This window comes from Nocardia sp. NBC_01730 (assembly GCF_035920445.1).
Taxonomy (GTDB): domain Bacteria; phylum Actinomycetota; class Actinomycetes; order Mycobacteriales; family Mycobacteriaceae; genus Nocardia.
The window spans coordinates 3,708,274-3,729,015 of the sequence record NZ_CP109162.1 but is presented as its reverse complement, the minus strand read 5'-3'; the positions used below and the strand labels follow the sequence as shown (position 1 = coordinate 3,729,015).

Below are 20,742 nucleotides of genomic sequence, written 5' to 3'. Positions count from 1 at the left end.
TCCGCTCCGAAACCGCGAGCACAGCCAGCGTGAACCATCGCATCGCCGACGAGCTCGCGGTGCGCGAGACCCAGGTGCGTGCCGCCGTCGAGCTGCTCGATGGCGGCTCGACCGTGCCGTTCATCGCGCGGTACCGGAAAGAGGTGACCGGCGGTCTCGACGACGCGCAGCTGCGCCTGCTCGATGAGCGCCTGCATTACCTGCGTGAACTCGACGAGCGCAGGGCCGCCATCCTCGAATCGATCCGCGGTCAGGGCAAACTCGACGACGCGCTGCACCAGCAGATCATGCTCGCCGAGACAAAGGCCCGGCTCGAGGACATCTATCTGCCGTACAAGCCGAAGCGCCGCACCAAGGCTCAGATCGCGCGCGAGGCGGGGCACGAGCCGGTGGCCGACGCGCTGATCAACGACCCGTCCACCGATCCTGCGCAGTACACCGCCGAGCAGCTCGACGGCGCGCGCGCGATCCTGGTCGAGCGTTTCGCCGAGGACGCCGACTTGGTCGGTGAGCTGCGCGAGCTGATGTGGAACCGTGGCCAGGTCACCTCGACCGTCCGCGCGGGCAAGGAGGAGGCGGGTGCGAAGTTCGCCGACTACTTCGAGTTCAGCGAGCCGTTCACCAAGCTGCCCTCGCACCGTATCCTCGCGCTGCTGCGCGGTGAGAAAGAGGAGGTGCTCACCCTGCACCTCGAGCCGGACACCGAGGAGCCGGAGCCGGGCGCGCGCACCGTCTACGAAGGGCGCATCGCGGTTCGCTTCGGCATCGCCGACAAGGGCCGCTCGGCCGACTCCTGGCTGCTCGATACCGTGCGCTGGGCATGGCGCACGAAACTCCAAGTGAGTCTTGGCATCGACACCAGGATGCGGCTGCGCCAGGCGGCGGAGAAGGACGCGGTCGACGTGTTCGCCGCGAACCTGCGCGACCTATTGCTCGCCGCACCCGCGGGCACGCGCACGACCATGGGCCTCGATCCCGGCTACCGCACGGGCGTGAAGGTCGCGGTGGTCGACGCCACCGGCAAGGTGGTCGCCACCGAGGTGATCTACCCGCACAAGCCGCAGGGCCAGACCGAGAAGTCTCTCGCGGTGCTCGGCGCGCTGGTCGCCAGGTTCGGTGTCGAGCTCATCGCCATCGGCAACGGCACCGCCTCACGCGAAACGGATGCCCTTGCCGTCGAGCTGATCTCCCGTATTCCGGAGAACAAGCCGACCAAGATCGTGGTGTCCGAGGCGGGTGCCTCGGTGTACTCCGCCTCGGCCTACGCCTCGCAGGAGCTGCCCGACCTGGACGTGTCCCTGCGCGGTGCGGTGTCGATCGCACGGCGCCTGCAGGACCCGCTGGCTGAGCTGGTGAAGATCGACCCGAAGTCCATCGGTGTCGGCCAGTACCAGCACGACGTGTCCGAGACCCTGCTGGCCCGCTCGCTGGGCGCGGTGGTCGAGGACGCGGTGAACGCGGTCGGCGTCGACGTGAACACGGCCTCGGTGCCGCTGCTGTCCCGGGTGTCCGGCATCGGCGGTTCGGTGGCGGAAAGCATTGTGGCGCATAGGGATCAGAACGGCCCCTTCCACAGCCGGACCGCGCTGCTCGACGTGCCCCGCCTCGGTCCGAAGGCGTTCGAGCAGTGTGCAGGCTTCCTGCGCATCCGCGGCGGTGACGACCCGCTGGACACCTCCGCGGTGCACCCCGAGGCGTACCCGGTGGTGCGGCGCATCCTCGAGTCGACCAGCCGCGGCGTCGCGGAGGTCATCGGCAACACCACCGTGCTGCGCTCGCTGCGCGCCGACGACTTCACTGACGAACGCTTCGGTGTCCCCACCGTCACCGACATCATCTCCGAGCTGGAGAAACCGGGCCGCGACCCGCGTCCGGAATTCAAGACCGCGGAGTTCGCCGCCGGCGTGGAGAAGGTCGCCGACCTGAAGCCGGGCATGGTGCTAGAGGGCGTGGTCACAAACGTGGCCGCGTTCGGCGCGTTCGTCGACGTCGGCGTGCACCAGGACGGGCTCGTGCACGTCTCCGCGATGTCGCACAACTTCGTGAAGGACCCGCGCGAGGTGGTCAAGTCCGGCGACGTGGTCAAGGTGAAGGTGCTCGAGGTCGATGTCGCGCGGCAGCGGATCGGTCTGTCGCTGCGCCTGGACGACGAGCCGGGCGCGCCCGCGAAGGGCGGCGACAACCGTCAGCGCGGCCAGGGCGGCCGAACCGGCGGCGGCGACACGCGCCAGCGGCAGAATGGGCAGAACAAGCAACAGGGTCGAAGTCGCAATGAGGGGCAGGGGCGCGGCGACCAGCGTCGCAGTGCGCCCGCGCCGAGCGGTGCGATGGCGGACGCACTGCGTAGGGCCGGTTTCGGCCAGTAGTCAGGTGTTCGGAGAGAGTAGGCAGCCATGCGACGGTGGCTCGACGAGGAAGTGATCGACCAAGGACGGCTGCCTCTGCTGTGCTTGCTCCTCGGGTTCATCGTCGGGTTCCTGTTCATCCGCCTCAGCGTGCGGCTGATCCGCGCGCGGGTGCGCTGGTGGCCGGGCAACCTGCGGGCGGGTGACACCCACATCCACCACATGGTGTTCGGGGTGATTCTGGTGCTGGCGTCCGGCATCGGCATGGTCACCGTCTACCAGAGTGCGAACACGGCGACGGCCGGGCTGCTCGCCACCGCTTTCGGCATCGGCGCCGCGCTGGTCCTCGACGAGTTCGCGCTGATCTTCTACCTGCGCGACGTGTACTGGGAGAAACAGGGGCGCACCTCGGTGGACGCGGTGTTCGTCGCGCTCGCGGTGACGGGGTTGCTGTTGCTGGGTTTTCACCCGCTCTGGTTGCTGGACATCAACGACTTCCGGCACGATCCCAGCACCGAGACCCGGGTCTTCGTCGTCGTGTTCGCGGTGGTGAACCTGGCGCTGGCCGCCATCGTCATCGTCAAGGGCAAGATCTGGACCGGCCTGTTCGGCATGTTCTTCCTGCCGTTGCTGTTCGTCGGCGCGCTGCGGCTGAGCCGTCCGGGCGCACCGTGGGCGCGCTGGCGCTACACCGACCGCAGACGCTTGATGTACCGGTCCATCGTCCGGGAACGCCGCTACCGCCGTCCGGTGATCCGGGCCAAAATCTTCGTGCAGGACCTGATCGCGGGAAAGCCGGATGTCGAGCATGTCCGCACGGCCGCCGAGGCGGAACTCACCCGCACGGTGGTGTCCGCGCCGCCGGCTCCACATCATCACCACCACTCGCTCTGGCACGACCAGGACACGCTGAACTCGTCGTCCGCGCCGCACGCCGACGCGGTTTCCAGTAAACCGAACCGCTGACCGGACCCGGCGCGGCCGAGTGGGAACGACTCGCCGCGGCCGTGCACCGCTGGGCGCAGCCTGACGAAGGTGAGCCCGACGTCGGCGGGGCCGATTTTTCAGTGCCCGGCCGATCTGGCACAATGAGCAGGTTGCCCTGGGCGTTTGTCGACCCGGCGCACCCCCCTAAACCGGAGCATGAACCGGCCGAGCACACCCAGCGCCGCCAGGTTCCTCTGTTCGCGCGAAACCAGAAGGATGGAAATGAACACCCTTGACTTCGTCGACGAGAAGTCGCTGCGCAGCGACGTCCCCGACTTCCGACCGGGCGACACGCTGAATGTGCACGTGAAGGTCATCGAAGGCTCGAAGGAGCGCATCCAGGTCTTCAAGGGCGTCGTGATCCGCCGCCAGGGTGGTGGCATCGGCGAGACCTTCACGGTCCGTAAGGTGTCGTTCGGTGTCGGCGTGGAGCGCACCTTCCCGGTGCACAGCCCGAACATCGACCACATCGATGTCGTGACCCGCGGTGACGTCCGCCGCGCCAAGCTGTACTACCTGCGCGACCTGCGCGGCAAGGCCGCCAAGATCAAGGAAAAGCGCTGAACTAGCTTTTCGGCACAACAGATCTTCCTTAGCCCGGCACCGGACCGCAGTCAGGATGCCGGGCTAATCTGTTCGGCGTGGCAGACGAAAGTGGGTCGGTATCGGTGTCCGAATCGGGCGACGAGGGAGCAGGGGGACGCCGCACCAGGCGGCGAGCGAAGAAGAAGCAGCGGCCGTTCTGGCAGGAATTGCCGATCCTCATTGTGATCGCCGCGGTGATCGCCGCGCTGATGGTCACCTTCGTCGGCAGGCCGTACGTGATTCCGTCGGAGTCGATGGAAACCACACTGCACGGCTGCGCCGGATGCACCGGTGACCGGATCTACGTGCAGAAACTGAGCTACTACTGGGGCGACCCGAAGCCGGGCGACGTGGTCGTGTTCGTCGGTCCGTCCTCGTGGAACAACCTCTACAAGTCGATCCGCTCGGACAACCCGGCGATCCGCGGCGTGCAGAACTTCTTCTCCTTCTTCGGCCTGGTGCCGCCGGACGAGAACGATCTGGTCAAGCGTGTGATCGCAGTCGGAGGCCAGACCGTGCAGTGCTGTGACGCACAGGGGCGGGTCATGGTCGACGGCAAGCCGCTGGACGAGTCGTACGCCCGCTACATCTACCCGTACGTGCCGGGCCAGCCCTACAGCTCCGGCGGCGGACGCGAGTTCAAGCCCGTGAAGGTACCCGAGGGGCATCTGTGGGTGATGGGCGACAACCGCAACCAGTCCGCCGACTCCCGCGCCCACATCACCGACGAACTGCAGGGCACCGTCCCCGTCGACAACGTCCGGGGCAAGGCAGTGTTCAAGATCTGGCCGCCCGGTCGGATCGGACCGGTGCGCTCGCAGGATCCCCAGACGAATTGATCCGCCTGCGGGCGCAGCATAATTGGATGGTGGGGCAAGTTCGAGTGCCGATGGGTAACGGGTGGCCGCCGCGCGTGGTGATGCGCAGGGCAGGTGGTTTGCGCACGCTCGAGGCGGCGTTGATTCGCAGCGGTCTGGGGCCCGTCGCGGGGGTGGACGAGGCGGGCCGTGGCCCCTGTGCGGGACCGCTGGTGGTGGCCGCGTGTCTGCTCGCCCCCAAGGCTTATGACAAGCTGTCCGGGCTCGACGACTCCAAGAAGCTCACCGAGGCCACCCGCGAGGAGTTGTATCCGCTGATCACCCGGCTGGCGCTGGCCTACAAGGTCGTTGTCGTCCCGGCCTGGGAGATCGACTCGATCGGCATCCATGTCGCCAATATCGAGGGCATGCGCCGGGCCGTAGCCGGGCTCGGTAGGCCGCCGGGCTACGTGCTCACGGACGGGTTCCGGGTGGCAGGCCTCCCGGTGCCCTCGCTGCCGGTGATCGGAGGGGACGCGACGGCGGCCTGTATCGCGGCGGCCAGCATCCTGGCGAAGGTCACCAGGGATCGTATGATGGTCGAGCTCGACGAGCGGATGCCCGGCTACGGGTTCGCGATGCACAAGGGGTACAACACGCCCGAGCACATCGCCGCCCTGAACCGCCTCGGACCGTGCAGCGAGCATCGCCGGTCCTGGCGCAACGTACGCGAGGCAGCGGGGTTGCGGCCGGTCGCGGCGGCTGACGACGACGCCGACGCGGTGCTCGCGGGTGGCCTCGACGAGAGTCTGTCCGAGGAGTTCCAGAACGGGCGTACCGGTAGCCGAGTGGCTACCGACGCCGCCCATGCGCGATGATGTCAACACACGACGCAGTGCGGCGAGAAGGAGGACGTCCCACCCGATGAGTGCCGAGGACCTCGAGAAGTACGAAACCGAGATGGAACTCTCGCTGTATCGCGAGTACAAGGACATCGTCGGTCAGTTTTCGTACGTGGTGGAGACCGAGCGCCGCTTCTACCTGGCCAACTCCGTGGAGCTGCGGCCACAGAACGCGGACGGCGAGGTGTATTTCGAGGTGCGGATGAGCGACGCGTGGGTGTGGGACATGTATCGGCCGGCCCGCTTCGTCAAGCACGTCCGGGTGATCACCTTCAAGGACGTCAACATCGAGGAGCTGGAGAAGCCGGATCTGCGGCTGCCGGAGTGACGGCCGGTAGTTCCGCACAGGCGGGCGGTTATCAACAGGTTTTGTGTTTTCCCAGGTCGGCGACCCTGACCTGATTTCTTCCCGGAGCATTCTGGCCGGGTGACAGACAAACAGGCGCTCGGCGCACATGGGGAAGAGCTGGCGGCGGAGTTTCTCCGCGCCGCGGGGATGGAGATCGTCGCCAGGAACTGGCGGTGCCGGTACGGCGAGCTGGATCTGATCGCACGCGACCGGGACGTGACCGCGTTCGTGGAAGTCAAGACCCGTTCCGGCCTCGGCTTCGGTACCCCGGCCGAGTCGGTCACCTTCACCAAGCGACAGCGCATTCGACGGCTCGCCTTGCTGTGGCTGGCCGAGCAGGACGGTCCCTGGCGGCGTATCCGGTTCGACGTGGTGTCCGTGCTGGTGACGCGCGGGCACCAGCCGGTGATCGACCACCTAGAGGCGGTGTTCTGAATGGCGCTCGGTCGGGCGCATTCGGTCGCGGTCACCGGCGTCGACGGCCTGCTGGTCGAGATCGAGGCCGACATCGGGCAGGGTCTGCCGTCCGTACACCTGGTCGGTCTGCCGGACACCGCGTTGCAGGAATCCCGCGACAGGGTACGGTCCGCGGTGGCGAACTCGGGAGAGAAGTGGCCGGACGGCAGGGTGATTCTCGCGCTCTCCCCCGCCACGCTGCCGAAGATAGGCAGCGTGTACGACGTGGCGTTGGCGGTCGCGGTGCTCGACGCGTCCGGCGCCGTCCCCGCCGACCGGCTCGCGAAGACGGTGCTGCTCGGCGAGCTCGCGCTGGACGGACGGGTGCGGCGGGTGCGTGGCATTCTTCCTGCCGTGATCGCTGCGCGGCGGGCGGGCTGGTCGACCGTCGTGGTTCCGGAACCGGCCATGGCCGAGGCCGGGCTGGTCGCCGGCATCGAGGTCTTCGGGGCGAGCAGTCTGCGTGCGGTGGTGGCCTGGCTGCGCGGCGAAGCGATGCTCGCCGAACCGAGCGGTGCCCCGCCCGACACCGTTCGCCATGGCGGCGACCTCAGCGAGGTGGTGGGGCAGGACGAAGCGCGGTGGGCGCTGGAGGTGGCCGCGGCGGGCGGGCACCACCTGTTGCTGACCGGCCCACCCGGAATCGGGAAAACCATGTTGGCACAACGTCTCCCCGGCCTGCTGCCGCCGCTCACGGAGACCGAGGCGCTGGAGGTGACCGCGATCCATTCGATGGCCGGCACGCTCTCCGGCGAGCACCCGCTGGTCACGGCGCCGCCGTTCGTCGCTCCGCACCACTCGACGTCGGTGACCGCGATGATCGGCGGTGGCTCGGGGACCGCCCGTCCTGGCGCGGTGAGCCGAGCCCACCGAGGTGTGCTGTTCCTCGACGAATGCGCCGAGATCGGTACGAAGGTGCTCGAGGCAATGCGAACACCGTTGGAGGAAGGGGAAGTACGGATCGCTCGGCGCGACGGCGTGGCGCGGTACCCGGCCCGATTCCAGCTCGTTCTCGCCGCGAATCCGTGCCCGTGCGCTCCTGCCCGCGAGGTCGACTGCATCTGCGCGCCGCTCGCCCGCCGCCGCTACCTCGGCAAGCTGTCCGGCCCCCTGATGGACCGGATCGACATCTGGGTGCAGATGCACGGGCAGTCCGGTGCCGCGTTCAGCACCGACGAGGCCGAGAACAGCGAGGTGGTCCGCGGCCGGGTAGCGGTCGCCCGCCGCGCCGCCGCCGAGCGTTGGCGCGACTACGGGTGGCTCACGAACGCCGAGGTCCCGGGCCATATCCTGCGTCAACGGTTCCGGCTGCCGCGGGAATCGCTCGTTCCCGTCGAGAGCGCCTTGCGTCTCGGTCGGATGTCCGCTCGCGGCGCCGACCGCGCGATCCGTGTCGCATGGACCATCTGCGACCTGCGTGGCGGTGAGCGTCCGTCGGTGCAGGATGTGCTGGCGGCATTGAACTTCCGACAGCGGGGTGCGCAATGAGTGCGGCGCCGTCGGCCGGGAAGGGCAGTGTGGGTGACGCGATGCCCGGAGGGGTGCGAGTGTCGGGAAGCCGTTCCCGCCCGGCCTCTGGCGAAGCGGATGCGCGGAGATTGGCGTGGGTGTATCTGTCGCGGGTGGTGCAGGGGCCGTGTGCGCCGCTGTCGGCGTTGATCGACTCGGCCGGGGTGGTCGAGGCGGCACGCGCCGTTCGGGAGTGTGCGTTGCCCGAGTCGCTGCGCGGGCCGACGGCGCAGCGGCGGGAGATCGATGTCGCGGCGCGGGATCTGGAGTCGATCGAGCGTATCGGTGGACGGGTGGTCACGCCGGACGACCCGGAGTGGCCGGCGTGGCGCATGCTCGGTCTCGGGCAGCTCGAACCGGGCCGGGATCGTGACGGGGCCGTGCCGCTAGTGCTGTGGGTGCGTGGTCCACGCTCACTGTTGGAGTCGAGCGAACGCGCTCTGGCGGTGGTCGGCGCGCGGTGCAGCACCGGCTATGGCAACCGGGTCACGGGGGAAATCGCGGGCGATCTCGCCGCGCAGGGGTGGACCATCGTCTCGGGCGCGGCCTTCGGAATCGACAGCATGGCACATCGGGCGGCGCTCGCGGTCGAGGGCTCGACGATCGCGGTGCTGGCGTGCGGCATCGACCGTCCCTACCCGGCCCAGCACGAGCGGCTTCTGGCTGATATCGCGGAATCCGGCCTGGTGGTCAGCGAGTATCCGCCCGGGGCCACCGCGCACAAGCATCAATTCCTGGCTCGGAACCGCCTGATCGCAGCCCTCGCCGACGGCGTGCTGGTCGTCGAGGCGGGACTGCGCAGCGGCGCCCGCAACACCGTCAAATGGGCGCGCCGCCTGAGCCGCCCGGCTTTGGCGGTGCCCGGCCCGGTCACTTCGGTCGTGTCCGTGGGCTGTCACCGCATGATCCGCGATGGCGAAGCCCTTCTGGTCACCCGCGCCGAGGAGGTCGTCGACGAAGCGGGTCCGCTCCGACTGTCCCTCCCCGGCGCCGCGAGGCCGACCTACAACCTGGAGGACGGTCTCACCGGCGATGAGGCATTGGTCTTCGCCGCACTCCCTACGGCGGGCTCGCGGGTGCCGCTCGAACTGGCCCAGCATTGCGGGTTGCCCCTTCCCACAGTCCGTGCAGCCCTGCCCGCCCTCGAATTGGCGGGGCTGGTCACCGCCGACGAAAGCGGTTGGCGTCGAGCGGGGCACCGGAGATGACTCGCGATTCGGCGCGGTGGCTTGCCAACCCGGGCGGTCGTCGGGACGGTGGAAAGATGGAGCAACTGCCCGACGATCTGGAAGCCCTCCTGGTGGAGTACGGCAGATATCTGCGACTCGGGCAGAATCGCTCGGAGCATACGGTGCGGGCGTACCTGGGGGATGCGCGGTCGCTGCTGGGCCACTTGTATACGCGGTCGGCGGATTCAGCGATTCGCGAGCTCGATTTGCTGCTGTTGCGGTCGTGGTTGGCGCAGCAGGCGGCGGCGGGTGCGGCGCGGACGACGATGGCGCGGCGGGCCTCCTCGGCGCGCACCTTTACCGCCTGGCTCACCCGGACCGGGCGATTGTCCGTCGATCCCGGCTTACGACTGGGTTCGCCGAAAGCCCACCGCGTTCTTCCCGCCGTGCTCGGTCGCCAGCAGGCCATCGGCGCCATGGATGCCGCGGAATCCGGTGCTGCCCAGCATGATCCGATGGCTCTGCGGGATCGGTTGATCGTCGAACTGCTGTACGCCACCGGCATCCGGGTCAGCGAGCTGTGCGGGCTGGATGTCGATGACGTCGACCGCGAGCGACACGTGGTTCGCGTGCTCGGCAAAGGCAACAAAGAGCGATCGGCGCCGTTCGGCCTACCTGCCGACGAGGCTGTCGGAAACTGGCTTCAGCACGGGCGTCCCACCTTCGTCACCACCGAGTCCGGCCGCGCGCTCTTGCTCGGCCGTCGCGGCAGGCGCCTCGATCAGCGTCAGGCCAGAACCGTTGTGCACGAGGTGCTCTCGGCCATCTCCGGCGCCCCCGACATGGGCCCGCACGGCCTGCGTCACACCGCCGCGACCCACCTGCTCGAGGGTGGCGCCGATCTTCGCGTAGTTCAGGAACTCCTCGGCCACGCCAGCATGGCCACCACCCAGCTCTACACCCACGTCTCCATCGAGCGCCTCAAGAAGGTGCACGACCAAGCCCACCCCCGCGCTTGACGCGGCAGTACCAGTTCGCATGGGTTTTGCCGAGGCGGCGAGACGATCCCGGCGGATAGGTCCTCGGTCGGACCGGCCCATTCACAGGCTGACGTAGTAGTGCACCCAGGCCTCTCGTCCATCGGCGGTGCGCCACCCGCTGGGCCCACTGTGCACGCGTCGCCACCCGTGTCGTTCGTACAAAGCGATCGCCGCCGCACCGTCGGATTCCACTGTGAGCGCAGCCCGTTGCCCGCGCATTTCGGCCATCCGCACGCCCGCCGAGAGCAGACGTGAGCCCACTCCTGCGCGGCGAGCCTCCGGTACGACATAAAATCGAATGACCGAGGCGATTTCCGCTGAGCCCGCCATGTCCCGCACGGTCGGCGGCATTTCCCCACCAGCGCCGATTCCGACGTGCCCGATCACCGCTCCGCCCTGCTCGGCGATGCGGGCCGCGATGAGCTTTGACGGAGACAACCAGCCCACGGGGTTCGCGGGCCACTGTGCCGGGTACCCGTCGACCTCGTGTACTTTCCGCAAGGCCGTGGCACAGCCGTCGAGGTCGGCGGCGGTTCGTGGCCGGATGGTCACTGTCATCCGTCCATCGTGGCCCCTCGCCGGCTCATTGACCCATTCACGATCGCGCAGCTTTCCGGTTGTTCGGTCGGCGTCGACCGACGGGTCCGCAGCACTCCCGCGGGGACGAGCAGGCACGCTCGCGCACCGAAGTAGTCGATTTCTCGTGTGATCTGTGCCAGGAAGGCGCACCCTGAGAGATGCGAATCAGTTCCCGCAGTTCACGACGTACTCCGATGTGGAAAGAAAAACGATGGCTACGTCAAACGGATCACAGACCCTGTATCGCGGACTGTATTCCCTGGCAGGCCGGCCCACGTGGCAGCAGTCAGCCGGTGGTTCCACGCTGGCCCAGCAGATCGGCCATGGAACGTGGCGTGAGATTCCCCTGGATCGCGACGTGCCCAGTGTGACAATCGGACGGTCGGGCGCAGCCGACATAATCGTGGCCGCCGACGCGACGGCTTCGCGTCTGCACGCCATTGTCGAGCGGGTGTGCGACTCCTGGGTCATTATCGACGACGGGCTGTCGAAGAACGGGACCTTCGTCAACGGCGAACGCGTCGGAGGGCGGCGTAAACTTCGCTCCGGCGATACGATTCGCGTCGGGAAGTCGATGTTCATTTTCCGGGACGACCATCCGTCCGAAGCTGAAATAACGATCAGCCAGGCCCCCCTGCCTACCCGGAATTTACTGACCGACGCCCAGTATTCGATTCTCGAGGCACTATGTCGCCCGTACGACGCTCGCACTCCGTACTCGTACCCCGCGTCGAACTGTCAGATTGCCCACGATCTGTGCCTGAGCGTCTCCACGGTCAAGACGCATATGCGAACATTGTTCCAAATATTCCAGGTCGAAACCCTGCCACCGAACCATAAACGCATGTTTTTGGTCGAACGCGCCCTTCAAAGCGGCGTCATTGCCGATCACGAACGGTAGGAATCCGTCTGGAAATATGCGGCATCGTGACCCGCCGCCGCCTCGATTCACTCGTTCGCGATCGCCGTTGTTACCGGTTGTTCGATCGCAGAAGGCCTGCGGGTGCGCAGCAGTACCGCACCGAGCAGTGCCGCGGCGATGCTGAAGCCCGCGCTGATCCACGCGCCGGTGGACATGGCGGCGGTGAAGGCATCCTTGGCGGGTTCGACATAGCCGAGCTGGAAGGCGGCGCCGATGGATTCGCGCGCCGCGTCGGGGGCGTCCCCGGGCATGTTGGAGGTGAACACACCGGCGAGCACACTGCCGAGGATCGCGATGCTGATCGCCATGCCGACTTGCTGCAGCGTGTCGTTCATCGCCGAGCCGACGCCCGCGTGTCGCAGCGGGATGGCGCTCATGATCGCGGCGTACGCGGCCGGACCCGCCAGACCGCCGCCCACACCCATGACCAGCATGCTGATCAGTACCCACAGGTACCCGCTGCCCATGGCGAGGATGGCGAAGGCCGCGCTCATGACGAGCAGTCCGGAGACGATGAGCGTCTTGTTGCTGAGCGCCTTGCCGAGTGTCGCGCCGAGCCCATTGCAGACGGCTGCGGCCACGGCGTACGGCAGCAGTGCCAAACCCGCCTTCATCGGACCGTAGCCGAGCACGAACTGCAGGTACTGGGTGAGCATCAGCATGATCGCGCCCATGCCGAACACCATCAGCAGCAGGGTGAAGCAGGTGCCGGTGAAGTCTCGGCTGCGGAACACCGCCAGCGGCAGCATCGGATGCGCCGACCGGCGCTCCCAGCCGATAAAGGCGATCGCCGTCGCCGCCGCCAGCACGATCATTCCGATGTTCCATTCACGCTCGATGATCACGTAGACCGTAGAGCCGAGCGCCACAATGGACAGTCCGACTCCGACGAGGTCTACCGGCCGCTGCTCACCGGTGGTCTCCGGCATCAGCACCGAGGCCGCGATGATGGCGAGCACCGCGACCGGGATGTTGAGCAGGAACACCGAACCCCACCAGTAGTGCTGTAGCAGAAAGCCACCCAGCGTGGGCCCGGCGACGATGCCGACTATCGAGACGGTGGACCACGCGGCCATCGCGGTACGCCGCTCGTCCTCGGCGAAGGTGGTCATCAAGATCGACAGGGTCGAGGGCATCAGCAGTGACCCGCCGACACCCATCGCGGCGCGGGCGGCGACGATCTGCCATGGTTCGGTCGCCAGCACGGCGGCCAGGGATGCCACACCGAACACGGCCAGGCCCGTGATCAGCATCCGTCGCCTGCCGAAGCGGTCGGACAGGCTGCCCGCGGTGAGCAGGAGTCCGGCGAAGACCAGCACGTAGGCGTCCAGAATCCACTGGATGTCCGACGGAGTGGCGTCCAGCTCCCGAATCAGCGAGGGGATCGCGAGATTGAGCACGGTGCCGTCGATCATCAGCACCAGCAAGGACAGACAGAGGACCCCCAGAATCCACCAGCGGCGAGGGTCTCGTACAACGTTCGATTCCACACGCACAGCGTACGAGAAACTTGAACGGTGTGCGAGTGAATATAAGATCAGAGTGTGACCAAGCAGTTCGCCTCGGTATGGACCAGGGAGCCCCGCCAGCCCAAGGCCTCCGGGCTGCGCCGCGAGCAGATCATCGCCGCGGCGGTCGAGATCCTCGACGCCGAAGGTCTGGAGTCGCTGAGCATGCGCAAGCTCGGTGGGAAGCTCGGCGCCGGCGCGACCAGCCTGTATTGGTACGTCGCGAACAAGGAGGAGTTGCTGGAGCTGGTGCTCGACGAGTTCTGGGGCATGGTGCAGATACCGGACCCGGAGCAGTCGTCCTGGCGGGAGCTGCTGAGCACCTTTGCCTACAGCCTGCGCGCGACGATCAGGGCGCACCCCTGGATGGCGTCGCTGGTCGGGCAGTTGCCCAGCATCGGGCCGAACTCGTTGCGGCTCAGCGACCGGCTGCGCCGCGCGTTCGTCGGTGCGGGTTTTCAAGGCGTCGACATCTACCTCGCGAGTGGAACAGTGATGTCGTTCGTACTCGGCCAGGTGATTCCCGAGGCCGCATGGGAGAAGGCGTCCAGCCGCTCCGGCCTGGACGTCGACAGCATGACGCGGGTCATGGAAGGGCTCGCGGGCGACTATTCCGAGATGCTCGAGGACTATCGGGCGACGACGCCGATCGACCCGGAAGTCGGCCGGGCCATGGCCTTCGACTTCGGCCTGCTCTCTGTCATGGACGGTCTCGAGGCGCGTCTGCGCAACACGCGGGGATCCGGATAGGCGGTCGCCCGCAATGTTCGTGGCCGGCGTGGGTGATGCGAAGAGGTCGCCGGGTAGTCCCTGATCACACGGGGACAAATTGTAACGAATTCTCCCCTCTGATTAGCCAGCGGAGAACGGTATTGTGTCGATAATCTGATACGTGTTCTATCAACTTGATTCGGCGGACTCGGCTCCGCGTGACAACTCGGTGCCCCGGTAGCGCGGTGCGCAGAAAGGCGTCTACGTGAGCATGCACACCGTCCTTGGTCGGGAAGTGCGGATGCCCGTGCATATCCGGCTCGCCCACGCGTTCATGGCCACCTATTTGGTGCCCGCCGCGGCGGCGCAACAGCTCGTCGACTACTCCGGCCTGCGCCTCCTGCGGCTGCCGGGCGGACGGGCGATGTGCACGCTGGTGTTCGTCGACTACGTCGACGGCGACCTCGGCCCTTACAACGAGTTCGGCGTCTCGTTCATGGTCCGCCACCACACGGCGGGCGGCGGCGCCGCACTCGGTGACCTCGCGGCATTGGCGAACGGGAAGGCGGGCGTACTCATCCATCGGCTCCCGGTCGACGGTGACTTCACTCTCGCCGCGGGCCGAGGCATTTGGGGATTCCCCAAAGAACTCGCCGACTTCGTTGTCGACCACGACGAAGGAACTCGCAGCGGCACACTGCACCAGAACGGGCAGCTCATCGCGGACCTGACCGTCCGGCCCGGACTTCCGGCCCCGAGCAGGCGCAACACCGCGTCTTCGTTCGACGCCTACTCGCACATCGACGGCATCACCCGATGCACTCGATGGCAGATGCGGCCCTCCGGCACGCGAGCCCGCTTCGGCGGTGCGGACCTCACTCTCGGCGATCACGTCATCGCGGAGGAATTGCGCGCGATCGGCTTGCCGCGGCGCGCGGTGATGGCCTCGGCTGTCTCGCGGCTGGCGATGATATTCGAGGACGCGACCGTGGTCTGAACGTCGCGCTCGACATCGCATCACCACCAGGTCACGGTCGCGCGAGGGCGTGGACGACCCCTATGGCTCCGGTTACGCTGAGGTAGCGGATGGTTTGCCCATTTGGCGGGAAGGGGCTCGGTGATGGAGAGGTGCCCGTGATCTTCGACGACCGGCTCCGCGCCGTGTGTCAGTGTCATGACGTGGCACGACACTCGATCTTCCGCCCGATCCGGCATGCGCCGCCCACTTCCGTGACCGGGCGTCATCGTCGAGTTCGTGCGAACACCCAGCACCCCGCGACCCGAGCCGGGGCGGCGTGACGCTCCCGAATCCCGATGCCGAATCGGAAGAGGGCGAAGAGGAACTCGACTATCGCTTCACGCTCGCGAACGAGCGCACCTTCCTTGCTTGGATGCGGACCTCGCTGGGTTTGCTCGCCGGTGGCGTCGCGGTGCACACGCTGGTGCAGACCTTCCGGATGGCCGGATTCCGGCGTGCGATCTCGTTGAGTTGTCTGGTGCTCGCGGTGGTCGTCGCGATAGGAGCGTACGCGCACTGGCGCCGGGTCGGCGTGGCCATGCGGCGTGGCAGTCCGTTGCCGGACACGGTTCTGGTGCCGATCTTGTCGGCGGGCATCGCGGTCGTGTCGCTGCTGGCGTGTGTGGCGGTGCTGCTGCGATGAACAGCCCCGGTCTGTCCGCCGAACGTACCGCGCTGGCGTGGCGACGGACCGCGGTGGCGGTGATGGTGGTCGGCGCGCTGTTCCTCAACCACGCCGTCGGCAGCGGGTGGCGGCCGGACGCGATCGCGCCCCTGGGCGCTGCGATCGCGAGTGCGGTGCTGGCCGGGGTGTCCTACCAGCGCAACCGCAGCCTGCGCGAGGGCCGCTACCGCCACGGTGGCCGGATCGTTGCCGTGACAACGGCGGCGGTGGTCGCCATCGCGGTCGTTGCGGCCGCGATCGGGTTCACGGATCCGCTGCCCTGACGGGCACAGCAAGGTTGGTCGACGCGACAGGAGGACGACAATGAGCACAGCAAGTGAGCCGAGTGAGTTCATCGTCGCGGCGCAGCGGCGTGCGTCCGCGCTGCCGTTCGCCGACGATGCCGATCTGGCTGATGCCGAACGTGGGTTTATCGCCGCGCTGCAGCCCGGCGTGGTCACCTCCGAGGACGGCACCGTCGTGTGGGACAACGACTCCTTCGCCTTCCTGCGCGAACCCTGCCCGGCGTCGGTCCACCCGAGCCTCTGGCGGCAGTCCGGGCTGGCGATACGGCAGGGGCTGTTCCAAGTCGCCGAGGGGATCTACCAGATCCGTGGCCTTGACCTGTCCAACATGACGCTTATCGAGGGGAAAACCGGTGTCATCGTGATCGATCCGCTGATTTCCGCCGAGACCGCGGCGGCGGGTCTGGCGCTCTACCGGGCGCACCGGGGCGACCGTCCAGTGACCGGCCTCATCTACACCCATTCACACGTCGACCATTTCGGTGGCGCGATAGGGGTGACTACCACCGACGATGTCACGGCAGGCCGATGCCCGGTGCTGGCGCCCGCCGGTTTCCTGGAGCATGCGGTGGCCGAGAATATCTACGTGGGCACCGCGATGTCGCGACGGGCGGGCTACATGTACGGCGCGGTACTGCCGCGCGGTCCGCTCGGCGCGGTGGGCGCCGGACTCGGTCCGACCACGTCGGTCGGGACGGTCACGCTGATCGCTCCGACCGTCGACATCACCACGACCGGTCAGGAAGAGACGATCGACGGTATACGGATGGTCTTTCAGCTCACCCCCGGTACCGAAGCGCCTGCGGAGATGAACTTCTACTTCCCCGACCACCGTGCGCTCTGCATGGCGGAAAACGCGACCCATACCCTGCACAACCTGCTTACGCTGCGCGGTGCGCTGGTACGCGACCCGCACGTGTGGGCGAAGTATTTGACCGAGGCGATCAACCTGTTCGCTCGCGATTCCGACGTGGTGTTCGCCTCTCACCACTGGCCTACCTGGGACACCGCGCGCCTGGTGGAATTCCTTGCGCTGCAACGGGATCTATATGGGTACCTGAACGATCAGACGCTGCGGCTGTTGAATCAGGGCTATGTCGGCGCCGAGATCGCCGAAATGCTCACACTCCCACCGGCCATCGCGGACGCGTGGCATGCGCGCGGGTACTACGGCTCGGTCAGTCACAACGTCAAGGCCGTCTATCAGCGCTATATGGGCTGGTTCGACGGAAACCCCGCGCACCTGTGGGAGCACCCGCCGGTCGAATCCGCCTTACGGCACGTGGAATTCATGGGCGGCGCGGACGAGGTGCTACGCAAGGCGCAGACCTCCTATGACGCAGGAGACTACCGGTGGGTCGCGCAGGTGCTCAACTACCTGATTTTCGCCGAGCCCGGCAACGATGCCGCGAAAGCATTGCAGGCCAGCACTTTCGAGCAGCTCGGCTACGGCGCCGAGAACGCGACCTGGCGAAACTTCTACCTCAGCGGCGCCTACGAGTTGCGCTACGGCTCGTTCGGCACACCGACAAAGGGTGACTCGCCGACCATGCTCGCAGCGCTGACCGTCGAGCAGATCTTCGACGCCATGGCATTGCGCGTCGACGGTCCCAAGGCGTGGGACCAGCGTGTGGTGGCGGACTGGATACTCACCGACGAGGACCGCACACACCGGCTCGAGCTGCGCAACGGACGCCTGACCCACTTCGATGTCGGCGAAAGCATGACGCTTCCGAAACCCGATGCCACGTTCACGCTCACCAAGGCCACGTTGATCCGAGTCCTCTTGGCAGGGGAGGATTTCGGCGTCGCGGCCGCGGCGGGGGACATCGCCATCGAGGGGGATGTCACCAAGCTGGTCGAACTGGTTGGCATCTTCGACGCGCCGGACCCCGACTTCGCCATCGTCACGCCGTGACGGCCAGGCCGGTCCTCGGTGGGCCGGATCCAGCTCTGCTCGGCATCGGTGCCCGACCTCGCGGAGACGGTCATCGCCTGTCGGACCAGTGCGCCCGGTCCTCGCGATCAGTGCCGTGCTGGACATCCGTGGGCCGGATCTTGCCGCGTCGGCCGACCGACCCGGACAGCGCCATCGCGGAAAAACGCTCGACCTGTCACGCGCCGTTGCCTACGGTGGTGCTCCATGTTCACCGAGGCGTCGATCGACCGGGCCGCGCTGCGCGAGCGGATGCGCGCCGCGTTGTCCACCGCAATATGGGTGAGGCCATCGCGTTGACGACCGTGTCCGCGAGCTCTCCTTGCTCGGCTTCCATGGTCAGACCGACGTCGGCAATGCCGCGAGGTACCGGCCCGCGACGAAACGCTGGAGGAGCTTGACCACGGGTCCGCCTAGACGTGCGTACCAGGTCGCGTTGCGCGAGAACGCGGTGACCAGCCCGTACACCGTGTCGTCAGTGGGATCGTATTCGACGGCGAACAGTTCCTCGCCGGTCTCCGGATGCCCGGGCAAAGTTCCGTACGCGAACCCGCGCCGGTTCGGTTCGTCGAGCAAGTACACCACCCGGCAAGGGGCAGTGATCCCGAGCGGGCCGACACCCAGCCGCACGGTCATGGTGGTGCCGGGTTCGGCGGTCGGGGTGTCGGCGTGTTGAAAGATCCCGGTGCCCTTCTGCATTCGGTAGGCCAGAATCTCCGCACCTGCGCGGTCGAACAGGGCACGGCCACGGCCGATCGGGCGGCGCAGCCGAAACCGGTGGTACCCCTCCGGCAGCGCACCCCTGGTCGCGCCGACTTCCGGGTAGGTGAACGGCGGTTCGCCGGACGCATGCTCCATATGGCGATCTTCGCTGCGATGGCCGCGCATGGGAAGAGCGACCGCCCACCCTGCGAAGCGGCTGCCCCTGCCGCCGGGCGATTCGGGGATGCGACCGTTGCGGACAACCCTGACGGCCGAACCGGTTTGAGCCGTAAGGGCGTGAGGTGTAAAAGGCCCAGGGGATCCAGGTATGCACGCTTGCGGCGCCCGTGGCCCTCGGCGCGTGCGCCCCAGTGCAGGCACGTCGTTGCGCATCCCGGATGCCCGGCCTCCAGCGATCCGATTCGGGTGCCGCGAGCCACCCGCCTACCCACCGGCACCTCGGCCCGTACCGGCTCGTAGGTTGTGCGCAGCCCGCCTGCGTGATCGATGGACGCGACCGGCTTGTCGGCCACCGTTCCCGCGAACACGACGATCCCGTCACCGGCGGCGAGCACTGCCTGTCCCTCGGTTCCGGTCAGATCGACGCCGCGGTGCCCTGGTAGCCAGTCCTGCGCAGGCTTGTCGAAACGTCGCATTACCGTTGGGCGCGGTTGCAGCGGCCAGCCGAATCGCCCCTCGGGGGCTGCGGTCGCGATCGGCTCCGTGGCGATAGCCGCAATGAGGCCCAGCCCCAGCATCGAGGAAAGAAGTCGGCGTGTCCGGACCGCGGTAACGGGAGTCATTCGAGCCTGAGCGGGATATCTGCCGCCGTCGGGACGGGCGCGGATGGTCTGGGACGGGCGGAGATCGGCTTCGAGTTCATGCCTCCACCCTGGTTCGGCGACCGCGTCTCCGACACCCCGATTCGCTGAATGTGGATAACATTCTCGCCTGTGGACATCCGTTGTTCCAGCTGGTCAAAGGCTTCCGATCGGTCTGATTTAGGTCTGGGTGCCGAGAAGCCGTAGACTGAGTGAGCGGTTTGTGCCTGCACACACCGACTTCGCGCGCCACCGTGCTTGTCACGGCGCTGTACGAATCGAACTCAACACTTCTCGAGTTCGCGGCAGCGTTTTCGGAACAAGGAATCGCCGGCTGGTCCCCACCCTTGCGGTTGGGTCCGACGATTCGGTGGCGCCAGGGCAGCGGATCGCCGATTCGCTGCGTCAACCGGCAAGGAAAGAGAGATACGGGAGCTATGGCTGTCGTAACTATGAAGCAGCTGCTCGACAGCGGCGCGCACTTCGGACACCAGACGCGGCGTTGGAACCCGAAGATGAAGCGGTTCATCTTCACCGACCGCAACGGCATCTACATCATCGACCTGCAGCAGACGCTGACCTACATCGACAAGGCCTACGAGTTCGTCAAGGAGACCGTCGCCCACGGTGGCACCGTTCTCTTCGTCGGCACCAAGAAGCAGGCCCAGGAGTCGATCGCGGCCGAGGCGACTCGCGTCGGTATGCCCTATGTGAACCAGCGCTGGCTGGGTGGCATGCTCACCAACTTCTCCACCGTGCACAAGCGCCTGCAGCGCCTCAAGGAGCTCGAGGCCATGGAGCAGACCGGTGGCTTCGAGGGTCGCACCAAGAAGGAAATCCTCATGCTGACGCGTGAGATGAACAAGCTGGAGCGCACCCTGGGCGGTATCCGCGACATGCAGAAGGTGCCCTCGGCCATCTGGGTCGTCGACACCAACAAGGAGCACATCGCCGTCGGCGAGGCGCGCAAGCTGAACATCCCGGTCATCGCGATCCTGGACACCAACTGCGACCCCGACCTGGTCGACTACCCGATCCCGGGCAACGACGACGCGATCCGTTCCGCGGCCCTGCTGACCAAGGTCGTCGCCTCCGCGGTGGCCGAGGGCGTGCAGGCGCGTGCGGGCCTCTCCTCGGGCGACGCCAAGCCGGAAGCGGGCGCGGGTGAGCCGCTGGCCGAGTGGGAGCAGGAGCTGCTCGCGCAGGCCGCCCCGGCCGCCGACGCTGCCCCTGCCGAGACTCCCGCCGAGACCCCGGCTGAGACCCCGGCCGAGGCCTGAGGCTCGTAACCACCACGGCGTGAGCGATGGTCCCGGAGGCGGTAGCCTGCGTAACCACGGAGGGGCCCGCGAACGCCGTAAATCGGACACTGTTTCAGCGGTGATCACGAGCGAGTGCCATCGTGATCACCGCTGCCCAGTACTCACACTTCTCCGA

The 20,742-nt window shown here is 67.2% G+C and carries 20 protein-coding genes and 1 pseudogene; 17 read left to right on the top strand and 4 right to left on the bottom strand.

Annotated elements, in window-relative coordinates; translation table 11 throughout:
- Nucleotides 1–29: 29 nt before the first annotated feature.
- The 10 genes from OHB12_RS14900 to OHB12_RS14855 all read left to right on the top strand — a co-directional run bounded on the left by OHB12_RS14900 (nt 30) and on the right by OHB12_RS14855 (nt 10,118).
- Nucleotides 30–2,366 (top strand): Tex family protein, encoded by a 2,337-nt coding sequence (locus OHB12_RS14900; protein ID WP_327119940.1) that lies wholly within the window; start codon nt 30–32, stop codon nt 2,364–2,366.
- 27 nt (nt 2,367–2,393) lie between these two features.
- Nucleotides 2,394–3,311: a hypothetical protein gene (locus tag OHB12_RS14895; RefSeq protein ID WP_327119938.1), complete on the top strand. Its 918-nt coding sequence runs from the start codon at nt 2,394–2,396 to the stop codon at nt 3,309–3,311.
- 243 nt (nt 3,312–3,554) lie between these two features.
- Nucleotides 3,555–3,896: a 50S ribosomal protein L19 gene (rplS, locus tag OHB12_RS14890; protein ID WP_019048201.1), complete on the top strand. Its 342-nt coding sequence runs from the start codon at nt 3,555–3,557 to the stop codon at nt 3,894–3,896.
- 77 nt (nt 3,897–3,973) lie between these two features.
- Nucleotides 3,974–4,756, top strand: a complete 783-nt coding sequence (gene lepB, locus OHB12_RS14885; protein WP_442800043.1) for a signal peptidase I — start codon at nt 3,974–3,976, stop codon at nt 4,754–4,756.
- Between the two features lie 50 nt (nt 4,757–4,806).
- A complete protein-coding gene (locus OHB12_RS14880) occupies nt 4,807–5,592 on the top strand; it encodes a ribonuclease HII (RefSeq protein ID WP_327121129.1) in 786 nt (261 codons plus the stop codon).
- A 46-nt stretch (nt 5,593–5,638) separates the two neighbouring features.
- Nucleotides 5,639–5,944, top strand: a complete 306-nt coding sequence (locus OHB12_RS14875) for a DUF2469 domain-containing protein (protein ID WP_011210678.1) — start codon at nt 5,639–5,641, stop codon at nt 5,942–5,944.
- Nucleotides 5,945–6,043: 99 nt separating this feature from the next.
- Nucleotides 6,044–6,400, top strand: coding sequence for a YraN family protein (locus tag OHB12_RS14870; RefSeq protein WP_327119934.1), 357 nt, complete (start codon nt 6,044–6,046; stop codon nt 6,398–6,400).
- Complete coding sequence (locus OHB12_RS14865; protein WP_327119932.1) at nt 6,401–7,909, top strand: YifB family Mg chelatase-like AAA ATPase; 1,509 nt, start codon at nt 6,401–6,403, stop codon at nt 7,907–7,909.
- A gap of 41 nt (nt 7,910–7,950) precedes the next feature.
- Nucleotides 7,951–9,138 carry a DNA-processing protein DprA gene (gene dprA, locus OHB12_RS14860; RefSeq protein WP_327121127.1) on the top strand — a complete coding sequence of 396 codons (1,188 nt, stop codon included), beginning with the start codon at nt 7,951–7,953 and terminating at the stop codon, nt 9,136–9,138.
- A gap of 56 nt (nt 9,139–9,194) precedes the next feature.
- A complete protein-coding gene (locus tag OHB12_RS14855) occupies nt 9,195–10,118 on the top strand; it encodes a tyrosine recombinase XerC (protein WP_327119930.1) in 924 nt (307 codons plus the stop codon).
- 81 nt (nt 10,119–10,199) lie between these two features.
- Here OHB12_RS14855 and OHB12_RS14850 read toward each other — a convergent pair whose 3' ends face one another.
- Nucleotides 10,200–10,697: a GNAT family N-acetyltransferase gene (locus OHB12_RS14850; RefSeq protein ID WP_327119928.1), complete on the bottom strand. Its 498-nt coding sequence runs from the start codon at nt 10,695–10,697 to the stop codon at nt 10,200–10,202.
- Nucleotides 10,698–11,076: 379 nt separating this feature from the next.
- Here OHB12_RS14850 and OHB12_RS14845 point away from each other — a divergent pair, with 379 nt between their 5' ends.
- Nucleotides 11,077–11,619, top strand: coding sequence for an FHA domain-containing protein (locus OHB12_RS14845; protein ID WP_327119926.1), 543 nt, complete (start codon nt 11,077–11,079; stop codon nt 11,617–11,619).
- Between the two features lie 47 nt (nt 11,620–11,666).
- On the opposite strand, the gene OHB12_RS14840 is transcribed toward OHB12_RS14845, so the two are convergent.
- Nucleotides 11,667–13,130 (bottom strand): MFS transporter, encoded by a 1,464-nt coding sequence (locus OHB12_RS14840; protein WP_327119924.1) that lies wholly within the window; start codon nt 13,128–13,130, stop codon nt 11,667–11,669.
- A 54-nt stretch (nt 13,131–13,184) separates the two neighbouring features.
- Here OHB12_RS14840 and OHB12_RS14835 point away from each other — a divergent pair, with 54 nt between their 5' ends.
- The 5 genes from OHB12_RS14835 (at nt 13,185) to OHB12_RS14815 (ending at nt 17,764) form a co-directional block, all read left to right on the top strand.
- The gene (locus tag OHB12_RS14835) at nt 13,185–13,898 is read left to right on the top strand and encodes a TetR/AcrR family transcriptional regulator (protein ID WP_327119922.1); all 714 of its coding nucleotides are present in this window, start codon (nt 13,185–13,187) and stop codon (nt 13,896–13,898) included.
- Between the two features lie 226 nt (nt 13,899–14,124).
- Nucleotides 14,125–14,856 carry an acetoacetate decarboxylase family protein gene (locus OHB12_RS14830; RefSeq protein ID WP_327119920.1) on the top strand — a complete coding sequence of 244 codons (732 nt, stop codon included), beginning with the start codon at nt 14,125–14,127 and terminating at the stop codon, nt 14,854–14,856.
- Nucleotides 14,857–15,154: 298 nt separating this feature from the next.
- Nucleotides 15,155–15,520 carry a YidH family protein gene (locus tag OHB12_RS14825; RefSeq protein ID WP_327119918.1) on the top strand — a complete coding sequence of 122 codons (366 nt, stop codon included), beginning with the start codon at nt 15,155–15,157 and terminating at the stop codon, nt 15,518–15,520.
- Nucleotides 15,517–15,825, top strand: a complete 309-nt coding sequence (locus OHB12_RS14820) for a DUF202 domain-containing protein (RefSeq protein WP_327119916.1) — start codon at nt 15,517–15,519, stop codon at nt 15,823–15,825. The genes OHB12_RS14825 and OHB12_RS14820 overlap by 4 nt, the downstream gene beginning before the upstream one ends.
- 40 nt (nt 15,826–15,865) lie before the next feature.
- Entirely contained in the window at nt 15,866–17,764 is a 1,899-nt protein-coding gene (locus OHB12_RS14815) for an alkyl/aryl-sulfatase (protein WP_327119914.1), read from the top strand.
- A gap of 357 nt (nt 17,765–18,121) precedes the next feature.
- Here OHB12_RS14815 and OHB12_RS14810 read toward each other — a convergent pair whose 3' ends face one another.
- On the bottom strand, nt 18,122–18,640 hold the full coding sequence (locus tag OHB12_RS14810; protein ID WP_327119912.1) for a DUF1990 family protein: 519 nt from the start codon (nt 18,638–18,640) through the stop codon (nt 18,122–18,124).
- A gap of 119 nt (nt 18,641–18,759) precedes the next feature.
- Nucleotides 18,760–19,242: pseudogene (locus tag OHB12_RS14805) on the bottom strand (M23 family metallopeptidase); the annotation flags it as partial.
- Nucleotides 19,243–19,742: 500 nt separating this feature from the next.
- Between OHB12_RS14805 and rpsB the strand changes: the two are divergent.
- Nucleotides 19,743–20,585, top strand: a complete 843-nt coding sequence (gene rpsB, locus OHB12_RS14800; protein WP_327119910.1) for a 30S ribosomal protein S2 — start codon at nt 19,743–19,745, stop codon at nt 20,583–20,585.
- Nucleotides 20,586–20,742: the final 157 nt, after the last annotated feature.

Coding starts and splice junctions, on each gene's coding strand:
- OHB12_RS14895 (WP_327119938.1), top strand. CDS start 2,394: ATGCGACGGTGGCTCGACGAGGAAGTGATCGACCAAGGACGGCTGCCT.
- rplS (WP_019048201.1), top strand. CDS start 3,555: ATGAACACCCTTGACTTCGTCGACGAGAAGTCGCTGCGCAGCGACGTC.
- OHB12_RS14880 (WP_327121129.1), top strand. CDS start 4,807: ATGGGTAACGGGTGGCCGCCGCGCGTGGTGATGCGCAGGGCAGGTGGT.
- OHB12_RS14875 (WP_011210678.1), top strand. CDS start 5,639: ATGAGTGCCGAGGACCTCGAGAAGTACGAAACCGAGATGGAACTCTCG.
- OHB12_RS14865 (WP_327119932.1), top strand. CDS start 6,401: ATGGCGCTCGGTCGGGCGCATTCGGTCGCGGTCACCGGCGTCGACGGC.
- dprA (WP_327121127.1), top strand. CDS start 7,951: ATGCCCGGAGGGGTGCGAGTGTCGGGAAGCCGTTCCCGCCCGGCCTCT.
- OHB12_RS14855 (WP_327119930.1), top strand. CDS start 9,195: ATGGAGCAACTGCCCGACGATCTGGAAGCCCTCCTGGTGGAGTACGGC.
- OHB12_RS14850 (WP_327119928.1), bottom strand. CDS start 10,697: ATGACAGTGACCATCCGGCCACGAACCGCCGCCGACCTCGACGGCTGT.
- OHB12_RS14820 (WP_327119916.1), top strand. CDS start 15,517: ATGAACAGCCCCGGTCTGTCCGCCGAACGTACCGCGCTGGCGTGGCGA.
- OHB12_RS14815 (WP_327119914.1), top strand. CDS start 15,866: ATGAGCACAGCAAGTGAGCCGAGTGAGTTCATCGTCGCGGCGCAGCGG.
- OHB12_RS14810 (WP_327119912.1), bottom strand. CDS start 18,640: ATGGAGCATGCGTCCGGCGAACCGCCGTTCACCTACCCGGAAGTCGGC.
- rpsB (WP_327119910.1), top strand. CDS start 19,743: ATGGCTGTCGTAACTATGAAGCAGCTGCTCGACAGCGGCGCGCACTTC.